This is a genomic window from Bradyrhizobium sp. Ec3.3 (assembly GCF_000472925.1).
GTDB lineage: Bacteria > Pseudomonadota > Alphaproteobacteria > Rhizobiales > Xanthobacteraceae > Bradyrhizobium.
Window position 1 is genome coordinate 42,217 of record NZ_AXAS01000006.1, and the last position, 25,735, is coordinate 67,951.

The 25,735-nt window shown below is 63.2% G+C and carries 36 protein-coding genes; 20 read left to right on the forward strand and 16 right to left on the reverse strand.

Going from position 1 to position 25,735, the window contains the following annotated elements:
* Nucleotides 1-83: 83 nt before the first annotated feature.
* From urtA to YUU_RS0106685, 16 genes are all read left to right on the forward strand, one after another.
* Nucleotides 84-1,406, forward strand: a complete 1,323-nt coding sequence (gene urtA, locus YUU_RS0106610; protein ID WP_027521695.1) for an urea ABC transporter substrate-binding protein — start codon at nt 84-86, stop codon at nt 1,404-1,406.
* Nucleotides 1,407-1,489: 83 nt separating this feature from the next.
* Nucleotides 1,490-3,100, forward strand: a complete 1,611-nt coding sequence (urtB, locus tag YUU_RS0106615; protein WP_027521696.1) for an urea ABC transporter permease subunit UrtB — start codon at nt 1,490-1,492, stop codon at nt 3,098-3,100.
* Nucleotides 3,097-4,266, forward strand: coding sequence for an urea ABC transporter permease subunit UrtC (gene urtC / locus YUU_RS0106620; protein WP_027521697.1), 1,170 nt, complete (start codon nt 3,097-3,099; stop codon nt 4,264-4,266). The genes urtB and urtC overlap by 4 nt, the downstream gene beginning before the upstream one ends.
* A 6-nt stretch (nt 4,267-4,272) precedes the next feature.
* A complete protein-coding gene (gene urtD, locus YUU_RS0106625) occupies nt 4,273-5,034 on the forward strand; it encodes an urea ABC transporter ATP-binding protein UrtD (RefSeq protein ID WP_027521698.1) in 762 nt (253 codons plus the stop codon).
* Between the two features lie 3 nt (nt 5,035-5,037).
* Nucleotides 5,038-5,733: an urea ABC transporter ATP-binding subunit UrtE gene (urtE, locus tag YUU_RS0106630; RefSeq protein WP_027521699.1), complete on the forward strand. Its 696-nt coding sequence runs from the start codon at nt 5,038-5,040 to the stop codon at nt 5,731-5,733.
* A 35-nt stretch (nt 5,734-5,768) separates the two neighbouring features.
* A complete protein-coding gene (locus YUU_RS0106635; RefSeq protein WP_027521700.1) occupies nt 5,769-6,599 on the forward strand; it encodes an urease accessory protein UreD in 831 nt (276 codons plus the stop codon).
* Nucleotides 6,600-6,623: 24 nt separating this feature from the next.
* Nucleotides 6,624-6,926: an urease subunit gamma gene (locus YUU_RS0106640; RefSeq protein WP_027521701.1), complete on the forward strand. Its 303-nt coding sequence runs from the start codon at nt 6,624-6,626 to the stop codon at nt 6,924-6,926.
* A gap of 9 nt (nt 6,927-6,935) precedes the next feature.
* A complete protein-coding gene (locus YUU_RS0106645; RefSeq protein WP_027521702.1) occupies nt 6,936-7,241 on the forward strand; it encodes an urease subunit beta in 306 nt (101 codons plus the stop codon).
* 389 nt (nt 7,242-7,630) lie between these two features.
* Entirely contained in the window at nt 7,631-8,068 is a 438-nt protein-coding gene (locus tag YUU_RS50090) for an endonuclease domain-containing protein (RefSeq protein WP_035661425.1), read from the forward strand.
* Between the two features lie 3 nt (nt 8,069-8,071).
* Nucleotides 8,072-8,611: an HD domain-containing protein gene (locus tag YUU_RS0106655; protein WP_027521703.1), complete on the forward strand. Its 540-nt coding sequence runs from the start codon at nt 8,072-8,074 to the stop codon at nt 8,609-8,611.
* 34 nt (nt 8,612-8,645) lie between these two features.
* The gene (gene ureC / locus YUU_RS0106660; protein ID WP_027521704.1) at nt 8,646-10,361 is read left to right on the forward strand and encodes an urease subunit alpha; all 1,716 of its coding nucleotides are present in this window, start codon (nt 8,646-8,648) and stop codon (nt 10,359-10,361) included.
* A 130-nt stretch (nt 10,362-10,491) separates the two neighbouring features.
* Entirely contained in the window at nt 10,492-10,791 is a 300-nt protein-coding gene (locus tag YUU_RS0106665) for a putative quinol monooxygenase (RefSeq protein ID WP_027521705.1), read from the forward strand.
* A gap of 13 nt (nt 10,792-10,804) precedes the next feature.
* Nucleotides 10,805-11,482: an urease accessory protein UreE gene (ureE, locus tag YUU_RS56095; RefSeq protein ID WP_084801331.1), complete on the forward strand. Its 678-nt coding sequence runs from the start codon at nt 10,805-10,807 to the stop codon at nt 11,480-11,482.
* Nucleotides 11,463-12,191: an urease accessory protein UreF gene (locus tag YUU_RS0106675; protein ID WP_027521707.1), complete on the forward strand. Its 729-nt coding sequence runs from the start codon at nt 11,463-11,465 to the stop codon at nt 12,189-12,191. Before ureE ends, YUU_RS0106675 begins: the two co-directional genes overlap by 20 nt.
* A gap of 159 nt (nt 12,192-12,350) precedes the next feature.
* A complete protein-coding gene (ureG, locus tag YUU_RS0106680; protein ID WP_027521708.1) occupies nt 12,351-12,974 on the forward strand; it encodes an urease accessory protein UreG in 624 nt (207 codons plus the stop codon).
* A gap of 339 nt (nt 12,975-13,313) precedes the next feature.
* Entirely contained in the window at nt 13,314-14,972 is a 1,659-nt protein-coding gene (locus tag YUU_RS0106685) for an HWE histidine kinase domain-containing protein (RefSeq protein ID WP_027521709.1), read from the forward strand.
* A gap of 134 nt (nt 14,973-15,106) precedes the next feature.
* Here the strand turns inward: YUU_RS0106685 and YUU_RS0106690 are convergent, their stop codons facing one another.
* On the reverse strand, nt 15,107-15,655 hold the full coding sequence (locus YUU_RS0106690) for a sigma-70 family RNA polymerase sigma factor (RefSeq protein WP_027521710.1): 549 nt from the start codon (nt 15,653-15,655) through the stop codon (nt 15,107-15,109).
* Complete coding sequence (locus YUU_RS0106695) at nt 15,655-15,885, reverse strand: NepR family anti-sigma factor (protein ID WP_027521711.1); 231 nt, start codon at nt 15,883-15,885, stop codon at nt 15,655-15,657. The genes YUU_RS0106690 and YUU_RS0106695 overlap by 1 nt, the downstream gene beginning before the upstream one ends.
* 208 nt (nt 15,886-16,093) lie before the next feature.
* Here YUU_RS0106695 and YUU_RS0106700 point away from each other — a divergent pair, with 208 nt between their 5' ends.
* The 4 genes from YUU_RS0106700 to YUU_RS0106715 all read left to right on the forward strand — a co-directional run bounded on the left by YUU_RS0106700 (nt 16,094) and on the right by YUU_RS0106715 (nt 20,018).
* Nucleotides 16,094-16,900 (forward strand): response regulator, encoded by an 807-nt coding sequence (locus YUU_RS0106700; RefSeq protein ID WP_027521712.1) that lies wholly within the window; start codon nt 16,094-16,096, stop codon nt 16,898-16,900.
* A gap of 176 nt (nt 16,901-17,076) precedes the next feature.
* Complete coding sequence (locus YUU_RS0106705; RefSeq protein WP_027521713.1) at nt 17,077-17,691, forward strand: nuclear transport factor 2 family protein; 615 nt, start codon at nt 17,077-17,079, stop codon at nt 17,689-17,691.
* A gap of 685 nt (nt 17,692-18,376) precedes the next feature.
* Complete coding sequence (locus YUU_RS50095) at nt 18,377-19,621, forward strand: site-specific integrase (protein WP_035661428.1); 1,245 nt, start codon at nt 18,377-18,379, stop codon at nt 19,619-19,621.
* Nucleotides 19,622-19,739: 118 nt separating this feature from the next.
* Nucleotides 19,740-20,018: a hypothetical protein gene (locus YUU_RS0106715; protein WP_027521714.1), complete on the forward strand. Its 279-nt coding sequence runs from the start codon at nt 19,740-19,742 to the stop codon at nt 20,016-20,018.
* Here YUU_RS0106715 and YUU_RS0106720 read toward each other — a convergent pair.
* The 14 genes from YUU_RS0106720 to YUU_RS0106790 form a co-directional block, all read right to left on the reverse strand.
* Nucleotides 20,015-20,272 carry a hypothetical protein gene (locus YUU_RS0106720; RefSeq protein ID WP_156944134.1) on the reverse strand — a complete coding sequence of 86 codons (258 nt, stop codon included), beginning with the start codon at nt 20,270-20,272 and terminating at the stop codon, nt 20,015-20,017. The two genes, YUU_RS0106715 and YUU_RS0106720, sit on opposite strands and share 4 nt — an antisense overlap.
* A gap of 425 nt (nt 20,273-20,697) precedes the next feature.
* On the reverse strand, nt 20,698-21,141 hold the full coding sequence (locus tag YUU_RS0106730; RefSeq protein WP_027521717.1) for a hypothetical protein: 444 nt from the start codon (nt 21,139-21,141) through the stop codon (nt 20,698-20,700).
* Nucleotides 21,138-21,350 carry a hypothetical protein gene (locus tag YUU_RS0106735; protein ID WP_027521718.1) on the reverse strand — a complete coding sequence of 71 codons (213 nt, stop codon included), beginning with the start codon at nt 21,348-21,350 and terminating at the stop codon, nt 21,138-21,140. Before YUU_RS0106735 ends, YUU_RS0106730 begins: the two co-directional genes overlap by 4 nt.
* The gene (locus YUU_RS0106740; RefSeq protein WP_156944135.1) at nt 21,347-21,706 is read right to left on the reverse strand and encodes a hypothetical protein; all 360 of its coding nucleotides are present in this window, start codon (nt 21,704-21,706) and stop codon (nt 21,347-21,349) included. Before YUU_RS0106740 ends, YUU_RS0106735 begins: the two co-directional genes overlap by 4 nt.
* Before the next feature lie 191 nt (nt 21,707-21,897).
* A complete protein-coding gene (locus YUU_RS0106745; RefSeq protein ID WP_035661431.1) occupies nt 21,898-22,110 on the reverse strand; it encodes a helix-turn-helix domain-containing protein in 213 nt (70 codons plus the stop codon).
* 9 nt (nt 22,111-22,119) lie between these two features.
* The gene (locus YUU_RS0106750) at nt 22,120-22,614 is read right to left on the reverse strand and encodes a hypothetical protein (RefSeq protein WP_027521721.1); all 495 of its coding nucleotides are present in this window, start codon (nt 22,612-22,614) and stop codon (nt 22,120-22,122) included.
* A gap of 2 nt (nt 22,615-22,616) precedes the next feature.
* Nucleotides 22,617-22,952 carry a hypothetical protein gene (locus YUU_RS0106755; protein ID WP_027521722.1) on the reverse strand — a complete coding sequence of 112 codons (336 nt, stop codon included), beginning with the start codon at nt 22,950-22,952 and terminating at the stop codon, nt 22,617-22,619.
* A 221-nt stretch (nt 22,953-23,173) separates the two neighbouring features.
* Entirely contained in the window at nt 23,174-23,632 is a 459-nt protein-coding gene (locus YUU_RS0106760) for a hypothetical protein (protein WP_027521723.1), read from the reverse strand.
* On the reverse strand, nt 23,622-23,900 hold the full coding sequence (locus tag YUU_RS0106765) for a hypothetical protein (protein WP_027521724.1): 279 nt from the start codon (nt 23,898-23,900) through the stop codon (nt 23,622-23,624). Before YUU_RS0106765 ends, YUU_RS0106760 begins: the two co-directional genes overlap by 11 nt.
* Before the next feature lie 133 nt (nt 23,901-24,033).
* Nucleotides 24,034-24,744: a SprT-like domain-containing protein gene (locus YUU_RS0106775; RefSeq protein WP_051389626.1), complete on the reverse strand. Its 711-nt coding sequence runs from the start codon at nt 24,742-24,744 to the stop codon at nt 24,034-24,036.
* A gap of 3 nt (nt 24,745-24,747) precedes the next feature.
* Nucleotides 24,748-25,023, reverse strand: a complete 276-nt coding sequence (locus YUU_RS0106780; protein WP_027521726.1) for a hypothetical protein — start codon at nt 25,021-25,023, stop codon at nt 24,748-24,750.
* Nucleotides 25,004-25,129: a hypothetical protein gene (locus YUU_RS62300; protein ID WP_256375269.1), complete on the reverse strand. Its 126-nt coding sequence runs from the start codon at nt 25,127-25,129 to the stop codon at nt 25,004-25,006. Before YUU_RS62300 ends, YUU_RS0106780 begins: the two co-directional genes overlap by 20 nt.
* Before the next feature lie 17 nt (nt 25,130-25,146).
* On the reverse strand, nt 25,147-25,290 hold the full coding sequence (locus tag YUU_RS58395; protein WP_156944136.1) for a hypothetical protein: 144 nt from the start codon (nt 25,288-25,290) through the stop codon (nt 25,147-25,149).
* 96 nt (nt 25,291-25,386) lie between these two features.
* The gene (locus tag YUU_RS0106790) at nt 25,387-25,734 is read right to left on the reverse strand and encodes a hypothetical protein (protein ID WP_027521728.1); all 348 of its coding nucleotides are present in this window, start codon (nt 25,732-25,734) and stop codon (nt 25,387-25,389) included.
* Between the last annotated feature and the right edge of the window lies 1 nt (nt 25,735).

A 25,735-nucleotide genomic window follows, 5' to 3' on the forward strand; every position in this document is an offset into this window, starting at 1 on the left:
TGGTTCTTGCGATTCCGTTAATCGCTGGCGGCCGTGGGGCCGTTCGCAGCGTTTTCACGTCTGCGTCAGGGAGATGATACCTCATGCTTACTAAATCCACTCACGATATAGCGGCGTCGTTTAGCCGCCGCGGCTTGCTCGCCGCGACCGCCGGACTGATGCTGGGTCTGGCTTCCTTTACCGGCGCAAAGGCCGCAGACGACACCATTAAGGTCGGTGTGCTGCACTCTCTCTCTGGCACCATGGCCATCAGCGAGACCACGCTGAAGGACACCATCCTCTTCCTGATCGACGAGCAGAACAAGAAGGGCGGCGTCAACGGCAAGAAGCTCGAGGCCGTCGTGGTCGATCCCGCCTCGAACTGGCCGCTGTTCGCCGAGAAGGCGCGCGAGCTCATCACCAAGGACAAGGTCGCGGTCGTGTTCGGCTGCTGGACCTCGGTGTCGCGCAAGTCGGTGCTCCCGGTCTTCAAGGAACTGAACAGCATCCTGTTCTACCCCGTGCAGTACGAAGGCGAAGAGTCCGAGCGTAACGTGTTCTACACGGGCGCTGCGCCGAACCAGCAGGCGATCCCCGCCGTCGACTACCTGATGAAGGAAGAGAAGGTGAAGCGCTGGGTGCTCGCGGGCACCGACTACGTCTATCCGCGCACCACCAACAAGATCCTGGAGGCCTACCTGAAGTCGAAGGGTGTCGCCCAGGAAGACATCATGATCAACTACACGCCGTTCGGTCACTCCGACTGGCAGACGATCGTGGCCGACATCAAGAAGTTCGGCTCGGCCGGCAAGAAGACCGCGGTGGTCTCGACCATCAACGGCGACGCCAACGTTCCCTTCTACAAGGAGCTCGGCAACCAGGGCATCAAGGCCAAGGACATCCCGGTGGTCGCGTTCTCGGTGGGTGAGGAAGAACTCGCCGGCATCGACACCAAGCCGCTGGTCGGCCATCTTGCCGCCTGGAACTACTTCCAGTCGATCAAGACTCCGGCGAACGAGAAGTTCATCAAGGAGTGGCAGGCCTACACCAAGAACCCGAAGCGCACCACCAACGACCCGATGGAAGCCCACGTGATCGGCTTCAATATGTGGGTGAAGGCGGTCGAGAAGGTGAAGTCGACCGATCCGGACAAGGTGATCGCTGCGCTTCCCGGCATCGAGGCGCCGAACCTGACCGGTGGCACCTCGAAGATGCTGCCGAACCACCACATCACCAAGCCGGTGTTCATCGGCGAGATCAAGGGCAACGGCCAGTTCGACGTGGTCTGGAAGACCCCGAGCCTCGTTCCGGGCGACGCCTGGTCGAAGGAGCTCGACGGCTCCAAGGACCTGATCGGCGACTGGGTCGAGAAGAAGTGCGGCAACTACAACGTCAAGACCAACAAGTGCCTCGGTTCGGGCTCCTGATCGCGGTCTGACGTGATACGACGACACGGAGAGGGCGGCGATCCCGCCGCCCTCTCCACCCATTTCTGCCGGGGTAATTCACAGTGCTCGCAAAATTGCCAGCCCGTCTCTGCACGCTTGCGCTTTCGTTTCTCCTGATCGCGTTCGCGCTGCCGGCCTTGGCCGGTCCGTTTGAGGACGCGGTCGCCAAATTCGCCAACGACGATTTTTCCGACACCGAAGAAGCGATCGGCGCGGTTGCGAGCAGCGGCAATCCGCTCGCGTTTCCGATCATCAACGCGTTGCAGGACGGCCGCCTGATGGCCGATCCGGACAGTAAGAAGGTTTACGTCACCGGCACGGACGGCAAGTCGATCGATGCCACGACCGGTCAGCCGGTCGCGAGCGTTCCCGACGGCGCCAGCGCTGTCCGCCTCAACAATCGTCTGCGCCGCAGCGTCGATGCCGCGCTCGGCAGCCTGACGCTTCAGTCGCCGGATCTTTCGACGCGCATCCAGGCCGCGCAATCCGTCTTCAAGTCGCATGAAGAGACGGCGCTCGAGGCCGTCGACGCCGCGCTCGCCAAGGAAACCAACAAGTCCGCCAGGACCGCGCTCGGCGAAGCCCGCGCGGCGATCCTGCTGTTCAAATCCGACGCCACTGAAGTCGAGAAGCTCGAGGCGGTCGCCACCCTCAAGGCGCGCGGCGACCAGGACGCGCTGGCGCTTCTCTCCGATACCGGCAGCGACCAACCGGCTTCAGTGACCAAGGCGGCCGCGAGCGCGATCGGCTCGATCCAGAGCTCGCTCGCGGTCTGGTCCACGGTGCAGAACGCCTGGTACGGCCTGTCGCTCGGCTCGGTGCTGCTGCTCGCCGCGATCGGGCTTGCCATCACCTTCGGCGTGATGGGCGTCATCAACATGGCCCATGGCGAGATGGTGATGCTGGGCGCCTACACCACCTTCGTGGTGCAGGAGGTGATCCGCACCCGCTATCCCGCTCTGTTCGACTATTCGCTGATTATCGCGGTGCCGCTCGCCTTCCTGGTCTCAGGTGCGATCGGCGTCTTGATCGAGCGCAGCATCATCCGCTTCCTCTACGGTCGCCCGCTCGAGACGCTGCTTGCGACCTGGGGCCTGTCCCTGGTGCTCCAGCAGGCGGTGCGCACCGCGTTCGGTCCGACCAACCGCGAGGTCGGCAACCCCTCCTGGATGAGTGGCGCGTTCGAGCTCGGACAGATCACCATCACGTACAACCGGCTCTGGATCCTCTGCTTCACGCTCGCGGTGTTCGCGATCCTGCTCGCGATGCTGCGCTACACTGCACTCGGCCTCGAAATGCGCGCCGTGACGCAGAACCGCCGCATGGCGGCCTCGATGGGCATTGCCACCTCACGTGTTGACGCACTGACCTTCGGCCTCGGCTCCGGCATTGCCGGCATCGCCGGCGTCGCGCTGTCGCAGATCGACAACGTCAGCCCCAATCTCGGCCAGAGCTACATCATCGACAGCTTCATGGTCGTGGTGTTCGGCGGGGTCGGCAATCTCTGGGGCACGCTGGTCGGCGCCTTCACGCTCGGCATCGCCAACAAGTTCCTGGAGCCGGTCGCCGGCGCCGTGCTCGGCAAGATCGCGATCCTGGTCCTGATCATCCTGTTCATTCAAAAGCGCCCGCGCGGCCTGTTCGCGCTCAAGGGCCGTGCGGTGGAAGCATGACCCCTCACATGCTCACGCGATCGCTGGACCGCGGCGCGACGATGTTTTTGGCCATCGTCGCCGCCTGCGGCATCCTCATTCCGCTCTCCAACCTGCTGCTGCCCGCAGGCTCGTTCTTCCAGGTGCCAACCTATCTGGTCGCGCTCTGGGGCAAATATGTCTGCTACGCGATCCTGGCGCTGTCGATCGACCTGATCTGGGGCTATTGCGGCATCCTCTCGCTCGGCCACGGCGCGTTCTTCGCGCTCGGCGGCTACGCCATGGGCATGTACCTGATGCGGCAGATCGGCACCCGCGGCGTCTACGGCAATCCGATCCTGCCCGACTTCATGGTGTTCCTGAACTGGCAGAAGCTGCCCTGGTACTGGTACGGCTTCGACATGTTCTGGTTCGCCGCGCTGATGGTGCTGTTCGTGCCGGGCCTGCTCGCCTTCTGCTTCGGCTGGCTCGCCTTCCGCTCGCGCGTCACCGGCGTGTACCTGTCGATCATCACGCAGGCGATGACCTATGCGCTCTTGCTCGGCTTCTTCCGCAACGATTTCGGCTTCGGCGGCAACAACGGCCTGACCGACTTCAAGGACATCCTTGGCTTCAACGTGCAGGCGGAGGGCACGCGCGCCACGCTGTTCGCGCTGAGCTGTCTCGCCCTGATCGCCGGCTTCCTGATCTGCCGGGCCATCGTCACCTCCAAGCTCGGCAAGGTGCTGATCGCAATCCGCGACGCGGAATCGCGCACGCGCTTCCTCGGCTACCGCGTCGAGTCCTACAAGCTGTTCGTGTTCACGGTGTCGGCCTGCATGGCCGGCGTCGCCGGCGCGCTCTACGTGCCGCAGGTCGGCATCATCAATCCAAGCGAATTCGCGCCGGGCAACTCGATCGAGGCGGTCATCTGGGTCGCGGTCGGCGGTCGCGGCACGCTGGTCGGCGCAGCGCTCGGCGCCGTCGTCGTCAACTACGCCAAGACGTTCTTCACCTCCGGCGTGCTCGCACCGTACTGGCTGTTCATGTTGGGGGCGCTGTTCATCCTGGTGACGCTGCTGCTGCCCAAGGGCATCGTCGGCACCTTCAATTCCTGGTGGGAGCCGTTCAAGGCAAAACGCCCGGCTGAAACCACCGAGAGCGCTGCGGCCGAAGACGGCGTCAGCGAACCTGACATGGCGGAGTAGGCGGAAATGAACGTCATGGATACCCGCGCGACCTCCGCGATGCTCTATCTCGACGGCGTGCACGTCTCGTTCGACGGCTTCCACGCCATCAACAATTTGTCGCTGACGCTCGCGCCCGGCGAGATGCGCGCTATCATCGGCCCGAACGGCGCCGGCAAGACCACGATGATGGACATCATCACCGGCAAGACCAAGCCGGATGAAGGCACCGTGCTGTTCGACGGCGTCACCGATCTCACACGCCTCGACGAGACCCGTATCGCCGAGCTCGGCATTGGCCGCAAATTCCAGAAGCCGACCGTGTTCGAGAGCCAGACGGTCGAGGACAATCTGCTGCTCGCGCTCAACGTCGACCACTCGGTCCGTGGCACGCTGTTCTGGAGCGGCAGCAAGGCGGAATCCGAGCGCATCGACAAGGTGCTGGAGACCATCCGCCTGACCGATGCGCGGAGCCGCCTTGCCGGCAGCCTCAGCCACGGCCAGAAGCAGTGGCTGGAGATCGGCATGCTGCTGGCACAGGATCCAAAGCTGCTGCTGGTCGACGAGCCCGTCGCCGGCATGACCGACGTCGAGACGCACCTCACGGCCGAACTGCTCAAGGAGATCAACAAGAACCATACCGTGATGGTGGTCGAGCACGACATGACCTTCGTCCGTGAATTGGGCGTAAAGGTCACCTGCCTTCACGAAGGCTCGGTGCTTGCCGAAGGCTCCATCGACCAGGTCTCGTCGAACGAGCGGGTCATCGAAGTATATCTGGGACGCTGAGCCATGCTCGAGGTCAAGGACATCAACCTCTTCTACGGCGCGGCGCAGGCACTGCGCGGCGTCTCGATCGCGGCCGAGCCCGGCAAGGTCACTTGCGTGCTGGGGCGCAATGGCGTCGGCAAGACCTCGCTGCTGCGCGCGATGGTCGGGCAGTATCCGATCTCCTCGGGTGCGATCGTGTTCGACGGCAGCGACATCACCGCACTCAAGCCCTATGAGCGGGCGCGCAAGGGCATCGGTTTCGTGCCGCAGGGCCGCGAGATCTTTCCGCTGCTGACCGTCGAGGAAAACCTCAAGACCGGCTTCGGCCCGCTCAAGCGCGACGAGCGCTTCATCCCTGATGATGTGTTCTCACTGTTTCCGGTGCTGCAATCCATGCTCGGCCGGCGTGGCGGCGACCTCTCCGGCGGTCAGCAGCAGCAGCTCGCGATCGGCCGCGCGCTGGTGATGCGGCCAAAGTTGCTGCTGCTCGACGAGCCGACCGAGGGTATCCAGCCCTCGATCATCAAGGACATCGGCCGCGCGATCTCCTACCTGCGCAATCTCGGCAACATCGCCATCGTGCTGGTCGAACAATATCTCGACTTTGCGTGCGAACTCGGCGACAGTTTTGCAGTGATGGATCGCGGCGCGGTGAAATACACCTGCGATCGCACCAACCTTGACCCGGGCGAAATCAGCCGCCAGATGGCGCTGTAAGCCTTTCATTCTGCCGCGACCGGCTGGGGAGGCGGATGCGCAGCGAGCTATCAGCCACATCCATGGTGTTCGAGGCCAACCGCGCCCGCGGCGCGGTGCGCTTCGACGTGCATTCGCGCGACGGCGTGACGCGGCGCGGGACGCTGCACGAGTCTGGCTCCTTGCGCGTGCGCTTTCCCTCGCCGGAAGGTGAGGGGCTCTCCGGCGTGTTCGTCAACACCGCCGGCGGGGTTGCCGGCGGAGACCGCTTTGATATCGAAATCGCGGCGGGCCAGGCCTCGCGTCTGACGCTGACCACGGCGGCAGCCGAGAAGGTCTATCGCGCGCCCGGTGCGGCGGCAGAGCTCAATATTGCCCTGAAGGTTGCCGCGGGCGCGCATCTCGGCTGGCTGCCTCAGGAGACGATCCTGTTCGATCGCGCCCGTGTCCATCGCCGCTTCGACATCGCGCTCGATGATGCGGCCTCGCTCCTGCTCTGCGAGATCGTGGTGTTCGGACGCACCGCGATGGGTGAGCGCATGGAGCAGGGTGAATTCGTCGACCGCTGGCGCCTCTCCCGCGGCGGCCGGCTGGTGTTCGCCGAGACCGTCAGGCTCGACGGCGATATCGGCGCCAAGCTGGCGCGTCCTGCCGTCGCCAAAGGCGGCGCAGCGATCGGCACCGCACTGATCGTCCCGGGCGATGAGGCCCTGGTCGAGCGCATCAGGGAAGCCTCGGAATCTTTCGCCGGCGAGGTCGGGATATCCGCCTGGAATGGCTTTGCAATGGCGCGGTTCTGTGCCCAAGATGCGGCGCGCTTGCGCGCCGACATGATGGCGGTGCTGGCGCGCACCGGCGCCGCGCTGCCGCGGCTGTGGCTGAATTGATGACGTGAACGGAAGAGATTTCGCATGAACCTGTCTCCCCGCGAAAAGGACAAGCTTCTGATTTCGATGGCGGCCATCGTCGCGCGGCGCAGGCTCGATCGCGGCGTCAAGCTCAATCACCCGGAGGCGGTCGCGATCATCTCCGATTTCATTCTGGAAGGCGCGCGAGACGGCCGCACCGTGGCGGAGTTGATGCAGGCCGGCGCGCAAGTGCTGACCCGCGAGCAGGTGATGCCGGGCATTCCCGAGATGATCCACGACATCCAGGTCGAGGCGACGTTCCCGGACGGCACCAAGCTCGTCACCGTCCACGAGCCGATCAGGTAGGAGCAGAGCATGATCCCCGGCGAACTCTTCATCCAGGACGGCGAGATCGAGCTCAATGTCGGCCGCAAGACCGTGACGCTGACGGTGGCCAACACTGGCGACCGTCCGATCCAGGTTGGCTCGCACTACCATTTCTTCGAAACCAATCCAGCCTTGAAGTTCGATCGCAAGAAAGCCCGCGGCATGCGCCTCGACATCGCCGCCGGCACTGCCGTCCGCTTCGAGCCCGGCCAGACCCGCGACATCCAGCTCGTCGCCCTCGCCGGCAAGAAAACCATCTACGGCTTCCGCGGCGACGTCATGGGGAAGCTGTGAGCGCGCGCTAAGACGAGATGCGGGCCGTGATCAATAGTGAGGTGAGCACGACTGTCTCGCTCCCTCCCCCCTTGCGGGGGAGGGCCGGGGAGGGGGGTAAGCCCCAGGCTCGGCACGACGACGTGCGACGAGATCGTGCAAACCGGGGCGCGGTCGACGTCACTCAGAGCGCTGTCCTCACGATACGTCGTCCAACGGAGCAAGGTGCACCCCCCTCCCTAACCCTCCCCCGCAAGGGGGGAGGGAACGGAGAGAGCGGAGCTGAATGGATCGAAGACGGATTGCTAGCCGAGAGTCCGGACTCGCATTGGGATGCCGCAATATCCAGTGAGGTGAGCACATCTGTCTGGCTCCCTCCCCCCTTGCGGGGGAGGGTCGGGGAGGGGGGTATGCCACACGACGAGGTCTCTCCGTTACAAAGAACTCGCGCCAGGCAGTTGCGGAGTGCGATGACGCGCGCGGAGACGCTGTTGTGGCGTCATCTCAAAGCGCATCGGCTGGCTCGCCTCGGCCTCCGCCGGCAGGCGCCAATGGGCAATTACATCGCCGACTTCGTCGCGCATTCCTGCAAGCTCATCGTCGAGGTCGACGGCGAGAGCCATGAATTCGAAGAGCGGCTTCGCAAGGACGAGGCGCGCGACCAATGGTTCGCCTCGCGCGGCTATCGCGTGCTGCGCTTCACCAATGACGACGTGATGAAAAATCTGGAGGGCGTGGCTCTCACGATTCTGCAGGCTGCGGAGCAAGGTGCACTCCCCTCCCTGCCCCTCCCCCGCAAGGGGGGAGGGAACGGAGAGAGCGATGCGTCCAATGGCGAGGAGGTGTGAGGCATGCTGTCACCCGTTCGCCTCATCTCCGAAGCCGCCGAGCTCGCTGCCCGTCGCCACAACGGGATGGCGCGCAAGGGACGTGGCAGCGAACCCTACGTCAATCACCTCGCCGAGGTCGCGAACCTGCTTGCCACCGCGACCGGTGGTGCGGATGCCGAGCTCGTCGCCGCCGGCTGGCTGCACGACACCATCGAGGATACCGACACCACGCGCGAGGAGCTGGCTGCGAAATTTTCCGACCGCGTTGCCTCTCTCGTCGTCGAGTGCACGGACGACATGCGCCTGCCGAAGGCCGAGCGGCGGCGCCGCCAGGTGATCGATGCGCCCAAAAAATCCGCCGACGCAAAGCTGATCAAGATCGCCGACAAGATCAGCAATATCGGCGCGCGCATTCATGCCGAGCCGAACCCCGAGGAACGCGACGATCTCGTCGATTACACGGGCTGGGCCGAGCGAGTGGTCGCCGGCTGCCGCGGCGGCAATCCATGGCTCGATACGAAATTCGATGATGCCGTGAAAGCAGCGAGGGCCTCGCTGTGACCGGCCAAACATTCAAACGCAAACGGGGCTTGTGATGTCCGTCAAGATGAAACGTTCCGTCTATGCCGACATGTTCGGCCCGACCACCGGCGACAAGGTGCGGCTGGCCGACACCGACCTCATCATCGAGGTCGAGAAGGATTTCACCACCTATGGCGAGGAGGTGAAGTTCGGTGGCGGCAAGGTGATCCGCGACGGCATGGGGCAGTCGCAGGTGACCAACAAGCAGGGCGCCGCCGACACGGTCATCACCAACGCGCTGATCGTCGACCACTGGGGCATCGTCAAGGCCGACGTCGCGATCAAGGACGGCATGATCTCCGCGATCGGCAAGGCGGGTAACCCGGATATCCAGCCCGGCGTTACCATCATCATCGGCCCCGGCACCGACGTGATCGCGGGCGAAGGAAAAATCCTCACGGCCGGCGGCTTCGACAGCCACATCCATTTCATTTGCCCGCAGCAGATCGAGCACGCGCTGATGTCGGGCGTCACCTCGATGCTGGGCGGCGGCACCGGCCCGTCGCACGGCACGTTCGCCACCACCTGCACGCCGGGGCCGTGGCACATCGCGCGGATGATCCAGTCGTTCGACGCATTTCCGGTCAATCTCGGAATCTCCGGCAAAGGTAATGCCTCGCGGCCCGCCGCGCTGGTCGAGATGATCAAGGGCGGCGCCTGTGCGCTGAAGCTGCACGAGGATTGGGGCACGACGCCGGCGGCGATCGACAACTGCCTGTCGGTTGCCGACGACTACGACGTCCAGGTCATGCTGCATTCCGACACGCTGAACGAGTCGGGCTTCGTCGAAGATACGATCAAGGCCTTCAAGGGCCGCACCATCCACGCCTTCCACACCGAAGGTGCCGGTGGCGGTCACGCGCCTGACATCATCAAGGTCGCGGGCCTGAAGAACGTGCTGCCGTCCTCGACCAACCCGACGCGTCCCTTCACGCGCAACACCATCGACGAGCATCTGGACATGCTGATGGTGTGCCACCATCTCGATCCCTCGATCGCGGAAGACCTCGCGTTTGCCGAGAGCCGGATCCGCAAGGAGACGATCGCGGCTGAAGACATCCTGCACGACCTCGGCGCGCTCTCGATGATGTCCTCGGACTCGCAGGCCATGGGCCGGCTCGGCGAGGTCATCATCCGCACCTGGCAGACCGCCGACAAGATGAAGAAGCAGCGCGGGTCACTGCCACAGGACAAGGGCAAGGATAACGACAACTTCCGCGTCAAGCGCTACATCGCCAAGTACACGATCAACCCCGCGATCGCCCATGGCGTGTCAAAGCTGATCGGCTCGGTCGAAAAGGGCAAGCTCGCCGATCTCGTGCTGTGGTCGCCGGCGTTCTTCGGCGTCAAGCCGGACTGCATCGTCAAGGGCGGCACGATCGTCGCCGCTCCCATGGGCGATCCCAATGCCTCGATCCCGACGCCGCAGCCGGTGCATTATCAGCCGATGTTCGGCGCCTTCGGCAAGGCGCGCACGGCATCCTCCGTCGTCTTCACCTCGAAGGCCGCGGTCACCGGCGGCCTCGCGCGAAAGCTCGGCATCGACAAGAAGCTCTATGCGGTCCAGAACACCCGCGGCAAGATCTCCAAGAAGAGCATGATCCACAACGACGCCACGCCTGACATCGAGGTCGATCCGGAGACCTACGAGGTGCGCGCCGACGGCGAGCTTCTGACCTGCGCGCCGGCCGAGGTGCTGCCGATGGCGCAGCGGTATTTCATGTACTGAAATTACCGTCGAACGTTGCGCCCTCGGCGCCTGTCCGAAGGCGGATTTTCCGGTTTTGCGTCTCGTCGCGCTTGGTCTAATGTCGCGCCCGGTATCTTGAAGCCTTAAAGAAAAGCCGGGAGGATTTTTCGTGATCTACGTCGTTGCCACCTTGACCATCAAGCCCGAAACGCGCGCCGAGTTCATTGCAGCGGCCACCGCCTGCATCAAGGAGACGCGCAAGGAACCCGGCAATATCGCCTATGATCTGCACGAGAGCGTCACCGATCACACCAAGATGGTGTTCGTCGAGCAGTGGGAAAATGCCGAAGCGCTGGTACCGCATCGTGCCATGGAGCACGTGAAGACGTTCGGCCGCGTTGCGGTGAAGTGTTTTGCGGCGCCGCCGAAGGTCGATGTGATCACGCCGGAAAAGGTCGAGACCAGGTAACAGGATAGAGCGCATGATCCGGGCGACGCAGGTCAGGGGACAGCACCGCTTCACGGAAGCAGCGGCGGATACGGTCGTGCTCGACTTCGACGATCGGCATCGCCGCCGCATGGCGATGACCGGCACGCGCGGGCTCGAATTCCTGCTCGACCTTGAAAACGCGGTCGCGCTGCGCGGCGGCGATGCGCTGGTGTTGGAGGACGGCCGGCTGGTCGAGGTGGTCGCGGCTCCCGAGCCGCTGCTCGAGATCCGCGGCCGCGATCCGCTCCATCTCGTCCGCGTCGCCTGGCATCTCGGCAACCGGCACCTGCCGACGCAGATCATGGCCAAGAGCCTGCGTATCCGAAAGGATCATGTGATCGAGGCCATGGTGAAGGGGCTGGGTGCGCGGGTGATCGAGATCGAGGCTCCCTTCGATCCCGAAGGTGGTGCCTATGCTGATGCCGCTCATGCGCATGCTGACGATCATGCGCATCATGACCATGCGCATGATGACCATGCGCATCATGATCACGGGCATCACCGCCATGATCATGGCCACCATCACCATGATCATCACGGTCATGACCATGACCACCATGATCATGCTGCGCATGACCACCATGACCACGGTCACCATCATCACCACGACGAGCATTGCGACCATCCCGACCATCACCACGGCCACGGCCATGCTCACGACCACAAATGAGCCGGCTGGTGCCGGCCACCTGACCGAACGCGAGGCGGCGGCGCTCTACCGGCTGATGACGTGGTTGTCGCCGGCGTTTCCCGTCGGCGGTTTCTCCTACTCCAGCGGCATCGAATGGGCGGTGGAGGCGGGCGACATCATCGACACGGCGACGCTCGCGAACTGGCTCGACGCGATGCTCGGAGATGGCGCAGGCTTTTGCGATGCGATTCTCCTGGTGCAGGCGTTTCGCGCGGCGGAGGCGGGCGATGAGGCTCGCTTGCGTGACACCGCGGAGCTTGCGGCCGCCTTCGTGCCCTCGCGCGAGCGACAGCTCGAGACCACGTCGCAGGGCCGCGCCTTCATCGACATCGCGCGCGCGGCCTGGAATGCGGACGGGCTGGATGCGACGGTCGCGGCCTGCGCGGGGCCGCTGGTCTATCCCGTCGCGGTCGGCGTGGTCGCTAGCGCCCATGGCGTCCGGCTGGAGCCGACGCTGCATGCCTTCCTGCACGCGCTGGTCTCGAACTGGATTTCGGCGGCGAGCCGGCTGATCCCGCTCGGCCAGACCGACAGCCAGCGTGTGCTCGCCGCCCTGGAGGGCGCCGTGGCCGCAACCGCCGCCCGCGCGTTGAGCGCGACCCTTGACGATCTTGGCAGCGCGACGTTCCGCGCCGATCTCGCAAGCCTGCGGCACGAGACACAATATACGCGGCTGTTTAGATCGTGAGGATGGGGCAGCGCACTCCGCCGTCGTCCTGGCGAAAGCCAGGACCCATAACCACAAATGCTCGTGGTTATGCGCGGCTGTGGCCCCAGTTTGCCGCGGCAACAGAGTTCGGTGGTAATGGGTCCTGGCTTTCGCCAGGACGACAATAGGAAAGACTCAATGGCTACGTCTCACGGCCCCCTGCGTGTCGGTGTCGGCGGTCCCGTCGGATCGGGCAAGACCGCGCTGATGGATCTGCTCTGCAAGTCCATGCGCGAGCGCTATGACATCGCGGCGATCACCAACGACATCTACACCAAGTGGGACGCGGAATACCTGGTGCGCTCGGGCTCGCTGACGCCGGACCGCATCGCCGGCGTCGAGACCGGCGGCTGCCCGCATACCGCGATCCGCGAGGATGCCTCGATGAATCTGGCGGCGATTGCCGATATGCGCGCAAAGTTTCCAGGACTCGATCTGGTGCTGATCGAGTCCGGCGGCGACAATCTCGCTGCTACTTTTTCCCCGGAGCTCGCCGACATCACCATCTATGTCATCGACGTCGCGGCGGGCGACAAGATCCCGTCGAAGGGCGGACCGGGCATCACACGCTCCGACCTCCTGGTTATCAACAAGATCGACCTCGCACCGCATGTCGGCGCCTCGCTGGAGAAGATGCAGCTTGATGCGAAGCGGATGCGGGGCGAGCGCCCCTTCGTCATGACCAACCTGAAGAAGAGCGAGGGACTCGACCGCATCATAGGCTTCATCGAGGCCAAAGGCGGGTTAAAAAGGGCGGGTTGAAAGGGGCGGGCTGACGAGGACGGGTCGAAGGGCAGGTCCGGTGCCTGGCGACATTAGCCAAGTCTGACACGACTGTTAGTGTCTGCCCGTTAATATCTGCGGCAAAATATGTCCCTGCGGAACCAATGTTCGCCACGATGATTAACTTACTTCGGGTGCCCGGAGCGCTGATGCCTCGGCTGGCGGATTAAGCATTCCGGTCAACCCAAGTTGCGTCACGATGGCTCCTCCTTCATTATCGCCTTCCGTGGGGTTTCACTCTCTTTCGGCAACTGGCCGTTCGAGCGGCGTTCAGATGCTCCGTGTTATTCGCCAGCCTCTCACCTTCTGAGTAAACGAGTGGTTCGGCTGGGATTTATCATCGGTTTTATCGCGCTGCTCGGGATACTGCTCTCCGGGCTCGCGGCCTATCGCGTCCACGATCAGGAGCTGGCGATCGATCGCATCGCGCTGGCTCGCGCGATCGACGTTCATGCGAGCCTGGTGCAGGACCGCCTGACCGAGCGCGAGCTTCTGGCGCGCGTCGCCTCCGGTCTGTTCCGCACGCCCGCCGTGATCAAGCCGAACATGCTGGAGCCGCTGCGCTCGGCCATTTATGCCTTCAAGACCGACTTCGTGGTCGCCTCCTGGATCGCCCGTCTCAAGCCGACGGAGCTGAGCGCGGCGCAGGCGGCGCTCAGCTCTGCCGGCTTTCCCAATCCGCACATCCGCAACTACGACGACACGCTGCTCGACACCACGAAGATCACCCAGCCGATCAACGTGCTGATGGATCTCGAGCCGCGCAGCGAGGAGACCAAGGTGCTGCCCGGTCGCAGCTTCGATCAGGACGGCGTGCGCGGCGCGATGCTGGCGCGCGCCATGGCCGAGAGGAAGTCGGTCGCCTCCGATCCGGTGCCGCTGCTCCGTCCGAACGGACCCATCGGCATCATCGTGGCCGCGCCGGTCATTCCGGAAGGCGAGACGGAGCCTGCCGGGTTCATCACGTTTTCCTACGAGCTCGCCTCGCTGATGCTGACCAATGACGACATGTCGCTGTTCTCGGTCGCATTGCGCGATCCGCGCGCGACCGGCGGCGAGCTGATCGCCAACGATCAGGGCGTCGTCAGCGCGCGGACCATCTCGCAGGATGGTCCACAGCCCTCCTCGACGCGCACGGTCAGCTTCGGCGGCCGCGACTGGCAGCTCAGCTACTTCGCCAAGACCAACTCGGCGCGGCGCGCCGAGCAGACCGCTGTCATCGTCGCGGCGATCGGCTTCGCCATCACGGCGATGGTGTGCGGCCTGTTCGGCTATGTCGCCTACAACAACTTGAGGCTCAGCCGCGAAATCCAGGTGCGGATCGGATTCGAGCGCCGGCTGACGGCGGTCATCGACGAGCTGAATCATCGCGTGAAGAACATTCTGGCAGTGATCCAGTCGATCGTGACGCGAACGCTGCGCCACGGCTCCGACATCGACGTCGCACGTGAATTGTTGATCGGGCGTATCCACGCGATGTCCAACGTCGTTTCGCTGCTCAGCGAAAGCCAGTGGCAGGGCGTGAAGCTGAAGGGCCTGTTCGAGGCGCGCGCCATTCCGCATGCTGACCGCATCGCCATCAGCGGGCCCGACATCGCGGTCAGCGCGCGCGCCGCGCAGAGCCTGTCGCTGCTGTTCTTCGAGCTCGCCTCGCATTCCGACGAGGGCCTGTCGCTGGTCGGCAAGCATCCGCACATCACCGCGAACTGGACGGTGACGGGCGAGGAGCCCGACACGGTCTTCCATTTCCGCTGGGAGGAGTTCAACACCAGCGAGGCGACGCGGCGCGCCGATTCCGATTTCGGCCTCATCCTGCTCGACCGCGTCGCGCCCGAAGCGCTCGGCGGCACCGCCAAGCGCTACTTCACCGATGCATCCTACGTCTACGAGCTGACCGCACCGATGGAGACCGTCGTCGACATGACCGAGCGCGACCGCACGGAAAAATTCTCGGCGCCGGTAAGGCCCGCGCGCTGAAGCCGACGCGATCTTCGCTTACCTTCTCCCACAAGGGGAGAAGGGAGAGCACACGCGCATTAAATCACGCATGCGAAGGCGGCCATTGAAATGGCCGCCTTCCCCTCGTTCATCATTCCGACCGAAGCTGTCCGTCAGCCGCCGCTGCCGCCGATCACGGCGCGCACGGTCTCGTCGGGGCCGAAATCTTCGGCGCCGTCGACATACAGCAGTGCTGCGAGCTTCGAGCGCGCGCGGTTGACGCGGCTCTTGATCGTGCCCACCGCGCAGCCGCAGATCGACGCCGCGTCCTCATAGGAGAAGCCGGACGCACCGACGAGGATCAGCGCTTCACGCTGGTCCTGCGGTAGCTTGTCGAGCGCCGCGCGAAACTCTTCGAACTCGAGATGCGCATTCTGCGACGGCTGGGTCTTCAGCGTCTTGGCATAGTTGCCTTCAGCATCCTCCACCTCCCGCCGCCGCTTGCGATAGTCGGAGCGGAACAGGTTGCGCAGGATGGTGAACAGCCAGGCCGGCAGGTTCGAGCCGGGCTGGAACGAGTCGATGTTGGCGAGTGCGCGCAACAACGTCTCCTGGACCAGATCGTCGGCACGGTCGGCATTGCCGCTCAGTGAGATGGCGAACGCGCGCAGGCTCGGGACTGCCGCCAGGATGTCGTCGCGCAGGGATTCCGTGAGAGGCATTAGTCCCTCCCATTGTTGTCGTTGGTTCCCCCATTGGTTTGATCTTGGGGTGTCCCTCCCGGCGCATCAAGCTTCTTGATAAGCTCGGCGAACCGCTCGGGGACCCCCTGCCGCACGACGTCGTCGTACATGGCGCGCAATTGATGGCCGATCCGGGATTGGATCTCCGGTGTCAGCCCTCCCTTGCCGGGGGTCGTGTTTCTGCTGGCTTGAGATTTGAGATCTTTCATGACCTGTTCCACGTTTCCCCGAGTTAAGTCACTGTCAAATCGAGAAATTTTCTCAACCGGGAGCCGTTCCCTAGTTAGGCCTAATGCGAAGTTGCACAAAAAGTTCCAGCCGTTCCGGAACTTTTCTGTGGTTGAAGCGTAGTCACGCCAGCAGGGGAACCAGGGCCGCCCCTGGCCGATATCTGGCCCGAAGACGAATGGAGTGGGGATGTCCCGTTCACAGCTTGTTGCTGAACACTTGCCGTTGTTGCGCCGGTACGCGCGTGCCCTGACGGGCAGCCAGCCGTCCGGCGACGCCTATGTCGCAGCCATGTTGGAAGCCATGCTCGGGGATCCGGCGGTGCTCGACGAGAGCCACGGAGCGCGCGCCGGCCTGTTTCGGCTGTTCACCCAGATCTGGAATTCGGTCTCGCTCAACGATGATGCCGAGGTGACGACGCTGCCGATGCCGCCGGAGCGGCGGCTGTCGAACATCACGCCGCTGCCGCGCCAGGCTTTCCTGCTGCTGTCGCTCGAGGGATTTTCGGAGGAGGAAGTCGCCTTCATCCTCGGCACCGACGTCGGCGAGACGCGCAGGCTCGCGGACGCTGCAGGCCGCGAGATGGCGGCCGAGATTGCGACCGATGTGCTGATCATCGAGGACGAGACCTTCATCGCCATGGACCTCGAGAGCCTCGTGAAGAATCTCGGTCACAACGTTGTCGGCGTCGCCCGCACCCATGCGGATGCGGTCGCGCTCGCCAAGAACAAGCGGCCCGGCCTGATCCTCGCCGACATCCAGCTTGCCGACGGCTCCTCGGGCCTCGATGCGGTCAACGAACTCTTGCGCAGCTTCGAGGTGCCGGTGGTGTTCATCACCGCTTACCCGGAGCGCTTCCTCACCGGCGAGCGGCCGGAGCCGGCGTTCCTGATCTCAAAGCCGTTCCAGCCCGCGATGGTCTCGGCGGTGGCGAGCCAGGCGCTGTTCTTCCAGCGCAACTCGCGCAACCGCACGCCCAAAGCGCCGGCGGCCTGACGAAGGCGCCCGCGGCGTAAGACATAGAAAGTAATGACGAACCGATCCGGCGCGCCGACAAGGGGTGCGCCGGATTTTTGTTGTTCGGCCGGCGCGCTTGACGGCCCGCGGAATTCGTCCTCCATAGGTGATGGAAACGGTCGCGAGGCGGCCGCGTCTGTCCGGAGAATTAGCCCATGCTCGATCAGTCGCTGCTCGATCGTCTCGCCATCCGCGACCTTCTCGAGAACTGGGTGGTCTGGCGCGACGCCGGCGACTGGGAGCGCTTTGCGACCGTCTGGCACGCGGAGGGGTGGATGTCGGCGACCTGGTTTCAGGGGCCGGCTGCGGACTTCATCCGGGTGAGCCGCGAAGGCTTTGCCAAGGGCGTGCGCATCCTGCACTTCCTCGGTGGCACCAGCATCGATCTCGCCGGCGAGCGCGCCATCGCGCAGACCAAGATGACGATCTCGCAGCGGGCGCCGGTCCACGATGTCGTCTGCGACGTGGTCTGCACCGGGCGCTTCTACGACTTCCTGGAGAAGCGGCAGGGCAAATGGGGCATCGTTCGCCGCCAGCCGATCTATGAAAAGGACCGGCTCGATCCGGTCGATCCCGCCGCGGTCCTCCGGCTCGACGCGGCGCGTTTGGCTGCGCTTCCCGAAGGCTACTGCCACCTCGGCTACATGCAGGAGTTGATCGGCTACAAGGTCAAGCGCGACATGCCCGGCCTGACCGGCGCCGAGGTCGAGAAGCTTTATTCGGAAGGGCGCGAGTGGCTGGCAGGTGTAGCGCGGCCCGGCGCAGCTTGATCAGCGAGCCGGTAATTCGCCTGTTCCGCGTATGCGGCAACTTGCCGCGCATCGTTGGTTGTGTCGCGCGCGATTTGAATGGTCCGCTTTAACGCGCGTTAACGTCTTGACGTGTATGTAAATACAAGCGCAACTACAGGGAGTGCGCTTGTCTACCCGCAATGGCCGGCGGATTCACCAGCGCCACCCGAAGAGAACCTGCTTCTCCCTGACCTTGGCAGGAATAGCGGGGCGGCCGTCTTGGCTTCCCAGCGCTAGCCGGATGATTGCATGCGAGTGTGTGCGTTCTCAGGCTTGGCCGCCCTGCTTCACAGCCACGGTCCTCACTGCCACGTCGCTTGGAAATGACCGTCCATTCGACGTCGGCGACGTTGCCCGGCAAGTCACCTGATCAAGTCACCTGATCAAGTCACCTGATCAAGTCACCTGATCGAGCCACGCGATCAAATCGCCCGATCGAGACGAGCTGACTATCCAGGTTTGCCGCAGAAAAAAGTAAGGCGCGACTGGCATCACCCCGGCTGCGGTGCATTTCCGCAGCACTCCGCCGAAGTCCGCGAACTGGCGCCAAGCTCTTGTTGAAATTAACGAATTTCCACGCTACTAACTCCGTCGTACACCACGGCGCGAGGCCCGTCTACGCCCTCAACCGGCGCCAAAGGTGGGGAAAAAGGTGGGGAAGGAAATGGCCCGCAGACAGTTCAACAAGCTCTCCGTGAAGCAAGCGGAATCCCTCTCCACGCCTGGGAAACACGGCGACGGCGGCGGCCTGTACCTAGTCATCGGTGACGGCGGCGCCCGATCGTGGCTGTTCATGTACAAGGAGCGGGGCACCGGGAAGCGTCGGGAGCTTGGCCTAGGCTCCGCCGCCAAGAAGGGCGGCGTGACGCTGGCAGACGCCCGCAAGAAGGCTGAGGGGTATCGCAACGCTATCAGCGAGGGGCGGGACCCGGCGACGGAGAAGAAAGCCGAAGCGTTCGCGGGAACCACCTTCGGCGAGTTCGCGGACGCCTACTTGGAATCGATCAAGGCGGGCTTCAAAGGCAAGAGCACGCTCGCCGATTGGAAGCGGGACTTGGAGGAGCGGTGCAAGCCCATCCGGTCTATGGCGCTCTCGGACATCGCGGCCAACGACGTGTTGGCGATCCTCTCCCCGATGTGGCTGAAGATCAATCGTACGGCGCGAGAGACGCGGAGCCGGATTGAGCGCGTCTTGTCGGCCGCGAAAGCGAAGGGTCTCCGCTCCGGCGACAACCCGGCGCTGTGGCGGGGCAACCTGAAGGACCTTCTGCCGAAGGGCCCGCGCTCGAAGCGGCACCACAAGGCGGCCCCCTACGCGGACGTGCCGGGCATCGTCAAGAAGCTCCACGCCAACCACGACGGAGCAGACACGCACGTGAACCGGGCGGCCGAATTCATCATTCTAACGGCCGTGCGGACCGGCGAAGCCCGCTTCATGCGCGCCCGCGAAATTAATTTCGAGAAGGAGCTTTGGACCATCCCAGCGGAGCGTATGAAGACGGAAGACCACCCGGAGGGCAAGGAGCACGAAGTGCCGCTGTGCGCTCGTGCCATTGCGATCTTGCACGCGGTGATGCCGAAGGGCTTGGCGCCGGACGCGTACGTGTTCGCCGGGCAATGGTCGAAGGACCACAAGAAGCCCTTGGGTATGAATGCCGTGCTCCACGCGCTCAAGGATGTCTACCCGGCGATGACCACGCACGGGTGCCGGTCCAGCTTCCGCGATTGGGCGGGAGACGAAACGCACTTCCCGCGCGAAATCGCGGAGATGGCTCTAGCGCACAAGGTGGGCGACGAAGTGGAGCAAGCCTACCGGCGCGGTACCGCGCTGAAGAAGCGGCGCGAGCTAATGGAAGCATGGGGCCGCTACGTCGAAGGGGAATCGAACGTCGTGGCGCTCCGGGCGTGACCGAATGCCACACGCCGGTCCGGGCGAAATCTTCGTGTTTTAAGCATTCCGATTAACACCTGTTAGGCGCGCGAGTGTATAACATTTGTACAATCTGACGTAGTAATAGGAATGCAAAATGCGTACTTCGATTCTGATTTCAATTGCTCTTCTTTTCACCGGCTCAGCGGCTCACGCGGGCGAGATGGTCACTACATCCCGCACCGATTCTTCGGGGAGCACCACGACCACCACAACTTCATCCGCTGGCGTTTACAGCATGACCACCGGGCGCAACGCTTTTGGCGAGACGGTGACGACTTCGAAGTGGGTGCCGACGGAACGGCGGAGCTATCAGCAACGCGCGTTGGGTGACGGTTCGATGAGCTACCAACAGCGCGCCTTAGGCGGCCGCTAATCCGGTGTCAGGCCGACGCTCTGCCCGGGTGGAAAGACCATAGTCACCTCGCGCGGGTTGGCGATGCGCGAATGGTACTCCTTAGCGTCCACTTCGCGCGTCACGCTCGAAAACGAATCTCCAAAGCTGGCGTGTACCTGCCCCTCTTCGAGCCACGTCTTACCACCGTCCGCGCTGATCCGCTTTCCAGCGCTAAGAACGCGATGCTGGCCGCGTGGACGGTACACCATCATTTCAATCGTCCACTGAGTCATGGTTCTCTCCCACAAGTGCGTCTTCGGTCATCAGTTTTTCTCGGAGTGAGAGTTTTCCAACCTCCCGCCAGAGCATAACCTCAATACACCGACCGCAAATTCTCTCGCCGTGGCCGAGTGGGGGCGAGAGAATTTGTAGCAGTCCCGGTGAGAACTCCTCTTCGCAGTGGTCACACCGGGGGACTTTCGCCAGCGGTGACATTCCGGACCTCACGGCAGCAACACGACTTGATCGGAGCGGCGAAGCCGCGCCTTTTCTATAGCAATTTTGCACGCCGCCGGGAATGTCACGGCGGCGCCCGTTACGAACTCATAGTCCCGCACAGTTATGCGGGTTGACACGATCCGGAATCGCCAGTAGCGGCGGCCGGAGGGCTTCTTGCCGTGCTCGCGCTCCCATCGCTTGGTGTCTATGGAAACAGGGCTCACTTGCCGTGCTTCAGCGCGTCAGCTTCCCACTCCAATGCGGTGCGCCGCAAATCTGTCCAAGAGGCATGGCCGTACTTAGATTGTCGCGCCCGGCCGGTGGGGCTCACCACCGTGTCAATGCTCACTTCGTCCAGCGCGTCGCGAGCGATCTTGCCGCCGTCGCGCGTCACGTCCCAAAGGTACGGCGCGTCCTTCGGCTGGTATTCGTCGGGCTCGCCCTTGATGCGTTGGTTGGGGCCGCTATAGCGCTTCGAGTCCGCATAGAAGCGCAAGGCGCGCTCCAAGTCGGCGAGGCGACGGAGCATCACGCGCGCTTCAATTGAGGTAAAGTCGGCTTTGGTGATGTCTGGATTGTCGAGACATGCGACCGCCGTACGGTGGTCATCAGCAGAAATTCGGCCTTCCGCTTTCCAGCCGTCAATGATCTCTCGCAAGGTCATAGGGTGTTCTCCGGTTTATATGTCAGCAACACAGCCACGCGCTTGGGCTTAGCAGCCACCAAGCCGTCAGCTCTCTTCTTCAGATACTCGTGCCACGACATTCCGGCTAGGTAGGCAGCGAAGCGACGCTCCGCTTCGCTGTTGTCGCGGCCGACCTCGGGCATGAGCAAGTTGCCATACCAAGTCCGTTGTGCGTCGGTGATGGTCATGTCCCCAACTCTAGCGCTTCGTGGTCCCCGTCGGCAACCCACGCCAACTCTTCGTCGCTCATCTCGCGGCCCGTTTGGTCAAGGACGGCGACGAAGATCAACTTGGGCTTGCCCCGGAGCATCGCGGCCTTGAAGATAACTTGGTGCGGGCGCGGCGTCCGTTGGCTGGGGTGCCCTTCGACGCGCACGCGCTCATAGCTAAGCCAACCGTTAGACATCCGAGAGCGCTTCCACGTCTCGCGCCATACGTTGCCGCCTTCCGTCCTGAATCCCATGACAAGCTCGCCGTGCCGCCGGATGGTGGACGCGGCCATGTTGAGCCGCTGCGCCAAGCCGACTTGCGACAGGTTGCCCACGAATTCGTCCTGATCTACGAGCCTCTTATGTACGTGTTTAATGGGCATGGCTAAGGTGCACGAGTTTGAGTTGCCAAATTTCTTGCCAAGCGTTCGGCAAGCTTGGCGAAAGGCCGGTGTAGCGGGCGCCGTCGTCAAACGAAACCCACCATGCCCAACCGTTGGGCGTTCGTGTAACGCTGAGTGTCATATTACGCAGCCTCCTTGCACTTCGCACGGTAGGCGTTGATCGCGCGGCCGGTGATCTTGCGCGAGCGCCCCGACTTATAGGTTTCGATCTCACCCGCCGCGATCAGTTCGAAGTAGAACGACTCTGAAACGGATAGGATGGCAATGGCTTCCTTGACTCCGAAGCTCCGCTCTTCGAACGGCACCCCGGACAAATCAATGTTGGCATCTAGCATTGGCAATACTCACTTCTGGCAATCAATCCACATAGCGACGGACACCCGCGTTAGAACGTAGATCAGCGCGGGGATGGAGACGCCTAGGAGGCAAGCCGCTGCAATGAAGGGCCAGCTAGGCGCATGGATCGCGAAGGCGTAGGCGTTCATTGCCGCTGACACGATCAGCGTGCCCTTCACCGCTGGGTCCGCGAACCGGGACACGTGGCGGCGAAGTTCGGCGGTGGTGACACACAGTTGCGCCAACTCGAGTCCGATGAATCCAAGATCGATGCCGACGGCCATCGCCCATGCGTGCCACGTCGTGCCCTGCGAAAGCATCTGCACGCCCGCCGCGAGGTGGGAGAGCGAAAGGCCGGTGAGCACTAACGCGACCCCGGCGACGGCATATGCCGCGAAGCGCTGGCGGGCGATCTTGCGGCGCCAACCGGCAGAGCGGGCGACGGGAGCGGGCGGAGGGGGCGCTGCGATCTTACGGAGCCGGGTGACGTTCGATACGGTCACGGTCAGTCCCCCTGCTCAATCATTTCGATCAGTTCGCGGATGACATCCATAGGGGCGTCGCAAATCCGGAACTTCTCTTGTTCTGACACGGGCATATCAAGAACGAATTTCTTGCCGAATTCGGCGTAGCAACAAGCCGGATGCCAAAACACATCCGGCTCCTTGCGTGCGCTTGGAATGTGCGAATACCGGAAAGCTTTGTTGTAGCTGATTGATGTACGCTGATCAGCGATCCCGCCGCAGATACCACAGAGGCAGAGGTGACGAACGTCATGAGCCTTCATGCGCTCGCGGCCGTCGGGCAAACGGTGTTTACCGGCCGATGTTTTGTCCGTCATGGCCGGAGCCCCTTTAAGCGATGCTTCTTGCTGGCCCGGACTGCGCGGCGCTCCTCTCGATTCCCATACGGAGCGCCAAGGGCCGGGCTCTTTCCCATGCGCCGCTTCTTCGGCTCCGGGCGCGAGCGCGCGACGATTTCGTGAGCGGGGCCGGTACCAAGCATGGCAGCGATTGCGGCAAGCGCGCCGATAGAAGATAGTCCAATACGCATAGTCCCCTCCTAGATGTTTTGCGCCCAACGCATCGCGTCCACGACCATGCGCTGAAGGGTGATGTCCGATTGGTCCACGCAGCTACCGGCGCGCACCTGCTTTTGGTATTGCTTGAAGCCCGTCACGACGCGAGCGGCGCGAAGCTCCATAGTCTGTTGTTCTTCGCGCTCCGCTTGGGCGAATGCTTCGCGGACTTTGAGTCGGCGCTCACGCGCTTCACGCGCCAACACGTCGGGATCGCGCAAGCGGTCCGTGCCAATCGCATAGCCGACAAGCCCGTGTAAACTTTGCGGGTCGCCGGGTTTGATCGAAAGACCAACTTCGTTTCCGGAGGCATCCTTAAGCCTGTACCTGCCATGACCCGAACGGACCACGCTTCCCCAGCGCTTCGATGCGCGCCCGGCTTCGCCCACGAATATGTCCTTGTCACCCCGGCTGCCCGGAATCCCCAATAGTTCAATCCGCATTGGTGCTTCTTTCCTCGCTGTGGACACTGCCAATGTAGAGGTGTCCCCGCAAAAGACGTGACCGCATAAACGGGCTGCGACGATGCCCCGTGAGGTGCCGCCGAAGAGTCGCCTTCGTCACGGCGATGTAATCCCAGTCGCCGTTGAAGCCGGTTGGCACTGCAACGCATGCGGCCGTTGCTTTCTTCAGCAAAAGGCGGGCGTCTTCCACGGTGTCGCCTTCTTCTATCGGCGAGCCGCAAATTGTGTCGTGGTGCTCCGTGATCACGACACAGTCTCCATCGGTTCGGAGCAATCGAGGGCGGCAACAACGCGCTCATATTCGAGTCGCCAATACCAATCGGCGAGTTCGCAGAGCACTGCGTCACCAAGCTCCTCCCAAAAGGCCCACCAAAAATGGATCACGACACAATCTCCATCGGTTCGTCGCAGTCGCCGCACGTGAGATTCGCGGTGGGTTTGGCCCACGCGTTGCAGTCGCATCCAGAGCAGGTGAACTTGGTCTTGGAGGCGTTCTTTTTCTCGCGCTTCTTGCGCTCCGCTTCGCCTTCGTTCCACGCTTCGACGTAGAGGCTAGCGCCGGTCTTGCCTAAGAATTCGTCGCAGGCGACATCGAACGGGCCGCCCTCAACGATGTAGTGCGAGCACTGCCGCCCCGTCTCCTTGCCGCCCGGTTTGCCGGTGGTGGAGGGGTGGAGTCCAAGCTCCTTCATCTTCGCGGCCCACTCCTTGTTGTGGTAGCCGCCTTTTGGCTTGTTCGTGCCGAAGTGCGCTTGCCACACGTGGGCCTGTTCGTGCACTAACGTGGAAAGCGTGTCTTTGTCGCCGCGCTCCGCGAAATGCGAGGGGTTGAGCGCCACTTCGTCGGCACTGTGCTTACCGTCGCGCGAGGCGAAGCGGCCCGGCGCGAAGTAGCCCAAGGAGCCCTTGTGCCGCTGAAGCGTGAGAAGGCAGAAGGGGAGCTTGCCGCTGAACAATAACTTATTGAAGAAGTGATAGGCCGCTTGCAAATCGCGGTACGTGCTCGCGGTCGGGTCCGGCCGCTGCGGATTGACTCCGGACTTGGCAGTGCGGGCCGGCTTCGCTTTTGCTTCGTACGATACAACGGGCACCGCTCAGCCCTCCACCGCTTGTTCGGCTTCCGATACGGCGTCTTCGATGGTGGTCACGGCTTCGTCCAAGGAGTTGATAGCGGCGTCCAGATTGGACACCGCGTCTTCGGCCCTAGTGCCCTTGTCGCCGCTCTGGAACGACTCCGGCATGTTATCGAGATAGTCCTGTTCTTCGTCCTTGAGCGTGTGCAATTCGGACTGCGCTTCCTCCAAGGCGTTCTTCGCCTCTTCGATCTTGGATATGGCGCCCTTGATCGCCTTACGCCGCGAGTCGTTCATCGTGGTCTTCCTCAATGTCTTTGAAGGCTTGGCCTTCGTTGCGAGCCGCGAGCTTCGCGGCGATCCGCTGGACGCATTCCCGCTCGAAGCGGGCCATCTCCAACATGACTTCTTCAGGGACGTTCACGGGATGAGACGCGCCAAGCGGAGCTTCGCTTCGGGGCAGACTTTCGCCAGCACCAAGAGGCGGGCGTGTTGCACGTTCTTCGCGCGGGGCTTGGAAACCGTGGTCCACACTAGGCCGTTGAGAGCTTGGATGACGAACATTGCTGTACTCCCTGTCTTTGTGAAAAGGAGTATGGCGTTTCTGAAAAGAGGAGTCAATTATTAAAATATGGCTCCCGTTTCCAAAAATGAGGATCGTTAACGGCCGGTTAACGGGCTGCAATAGCGGCGGAGCTTGGACTCGAACTCGCCCACGGCGGCCTTGCGGAGCTTGTGCCGGAGCACTCGGTTTCGTTCGGCGCTTCCCGTGTCGGCCGCTTCGATGATCCGGCGCACGGCGAGCGCGCACGCGGCCATCAGCACGCCCGCTTGGGCTTGCGCATCCAAGCCCGACGATTCCATGGTGCCGTCCACAAGGACCAAGAGGGTGGCGCGCGGGTCCATGTCGGTTGCGGTTGCGGTAGCCTTCAACGCTTCGGCCGTCGTGTTCGCGCCGCTGAGGTCTGCTTCCTCCGCGCGGAGTTCGTTCGCTGTTCGAAATTCCATG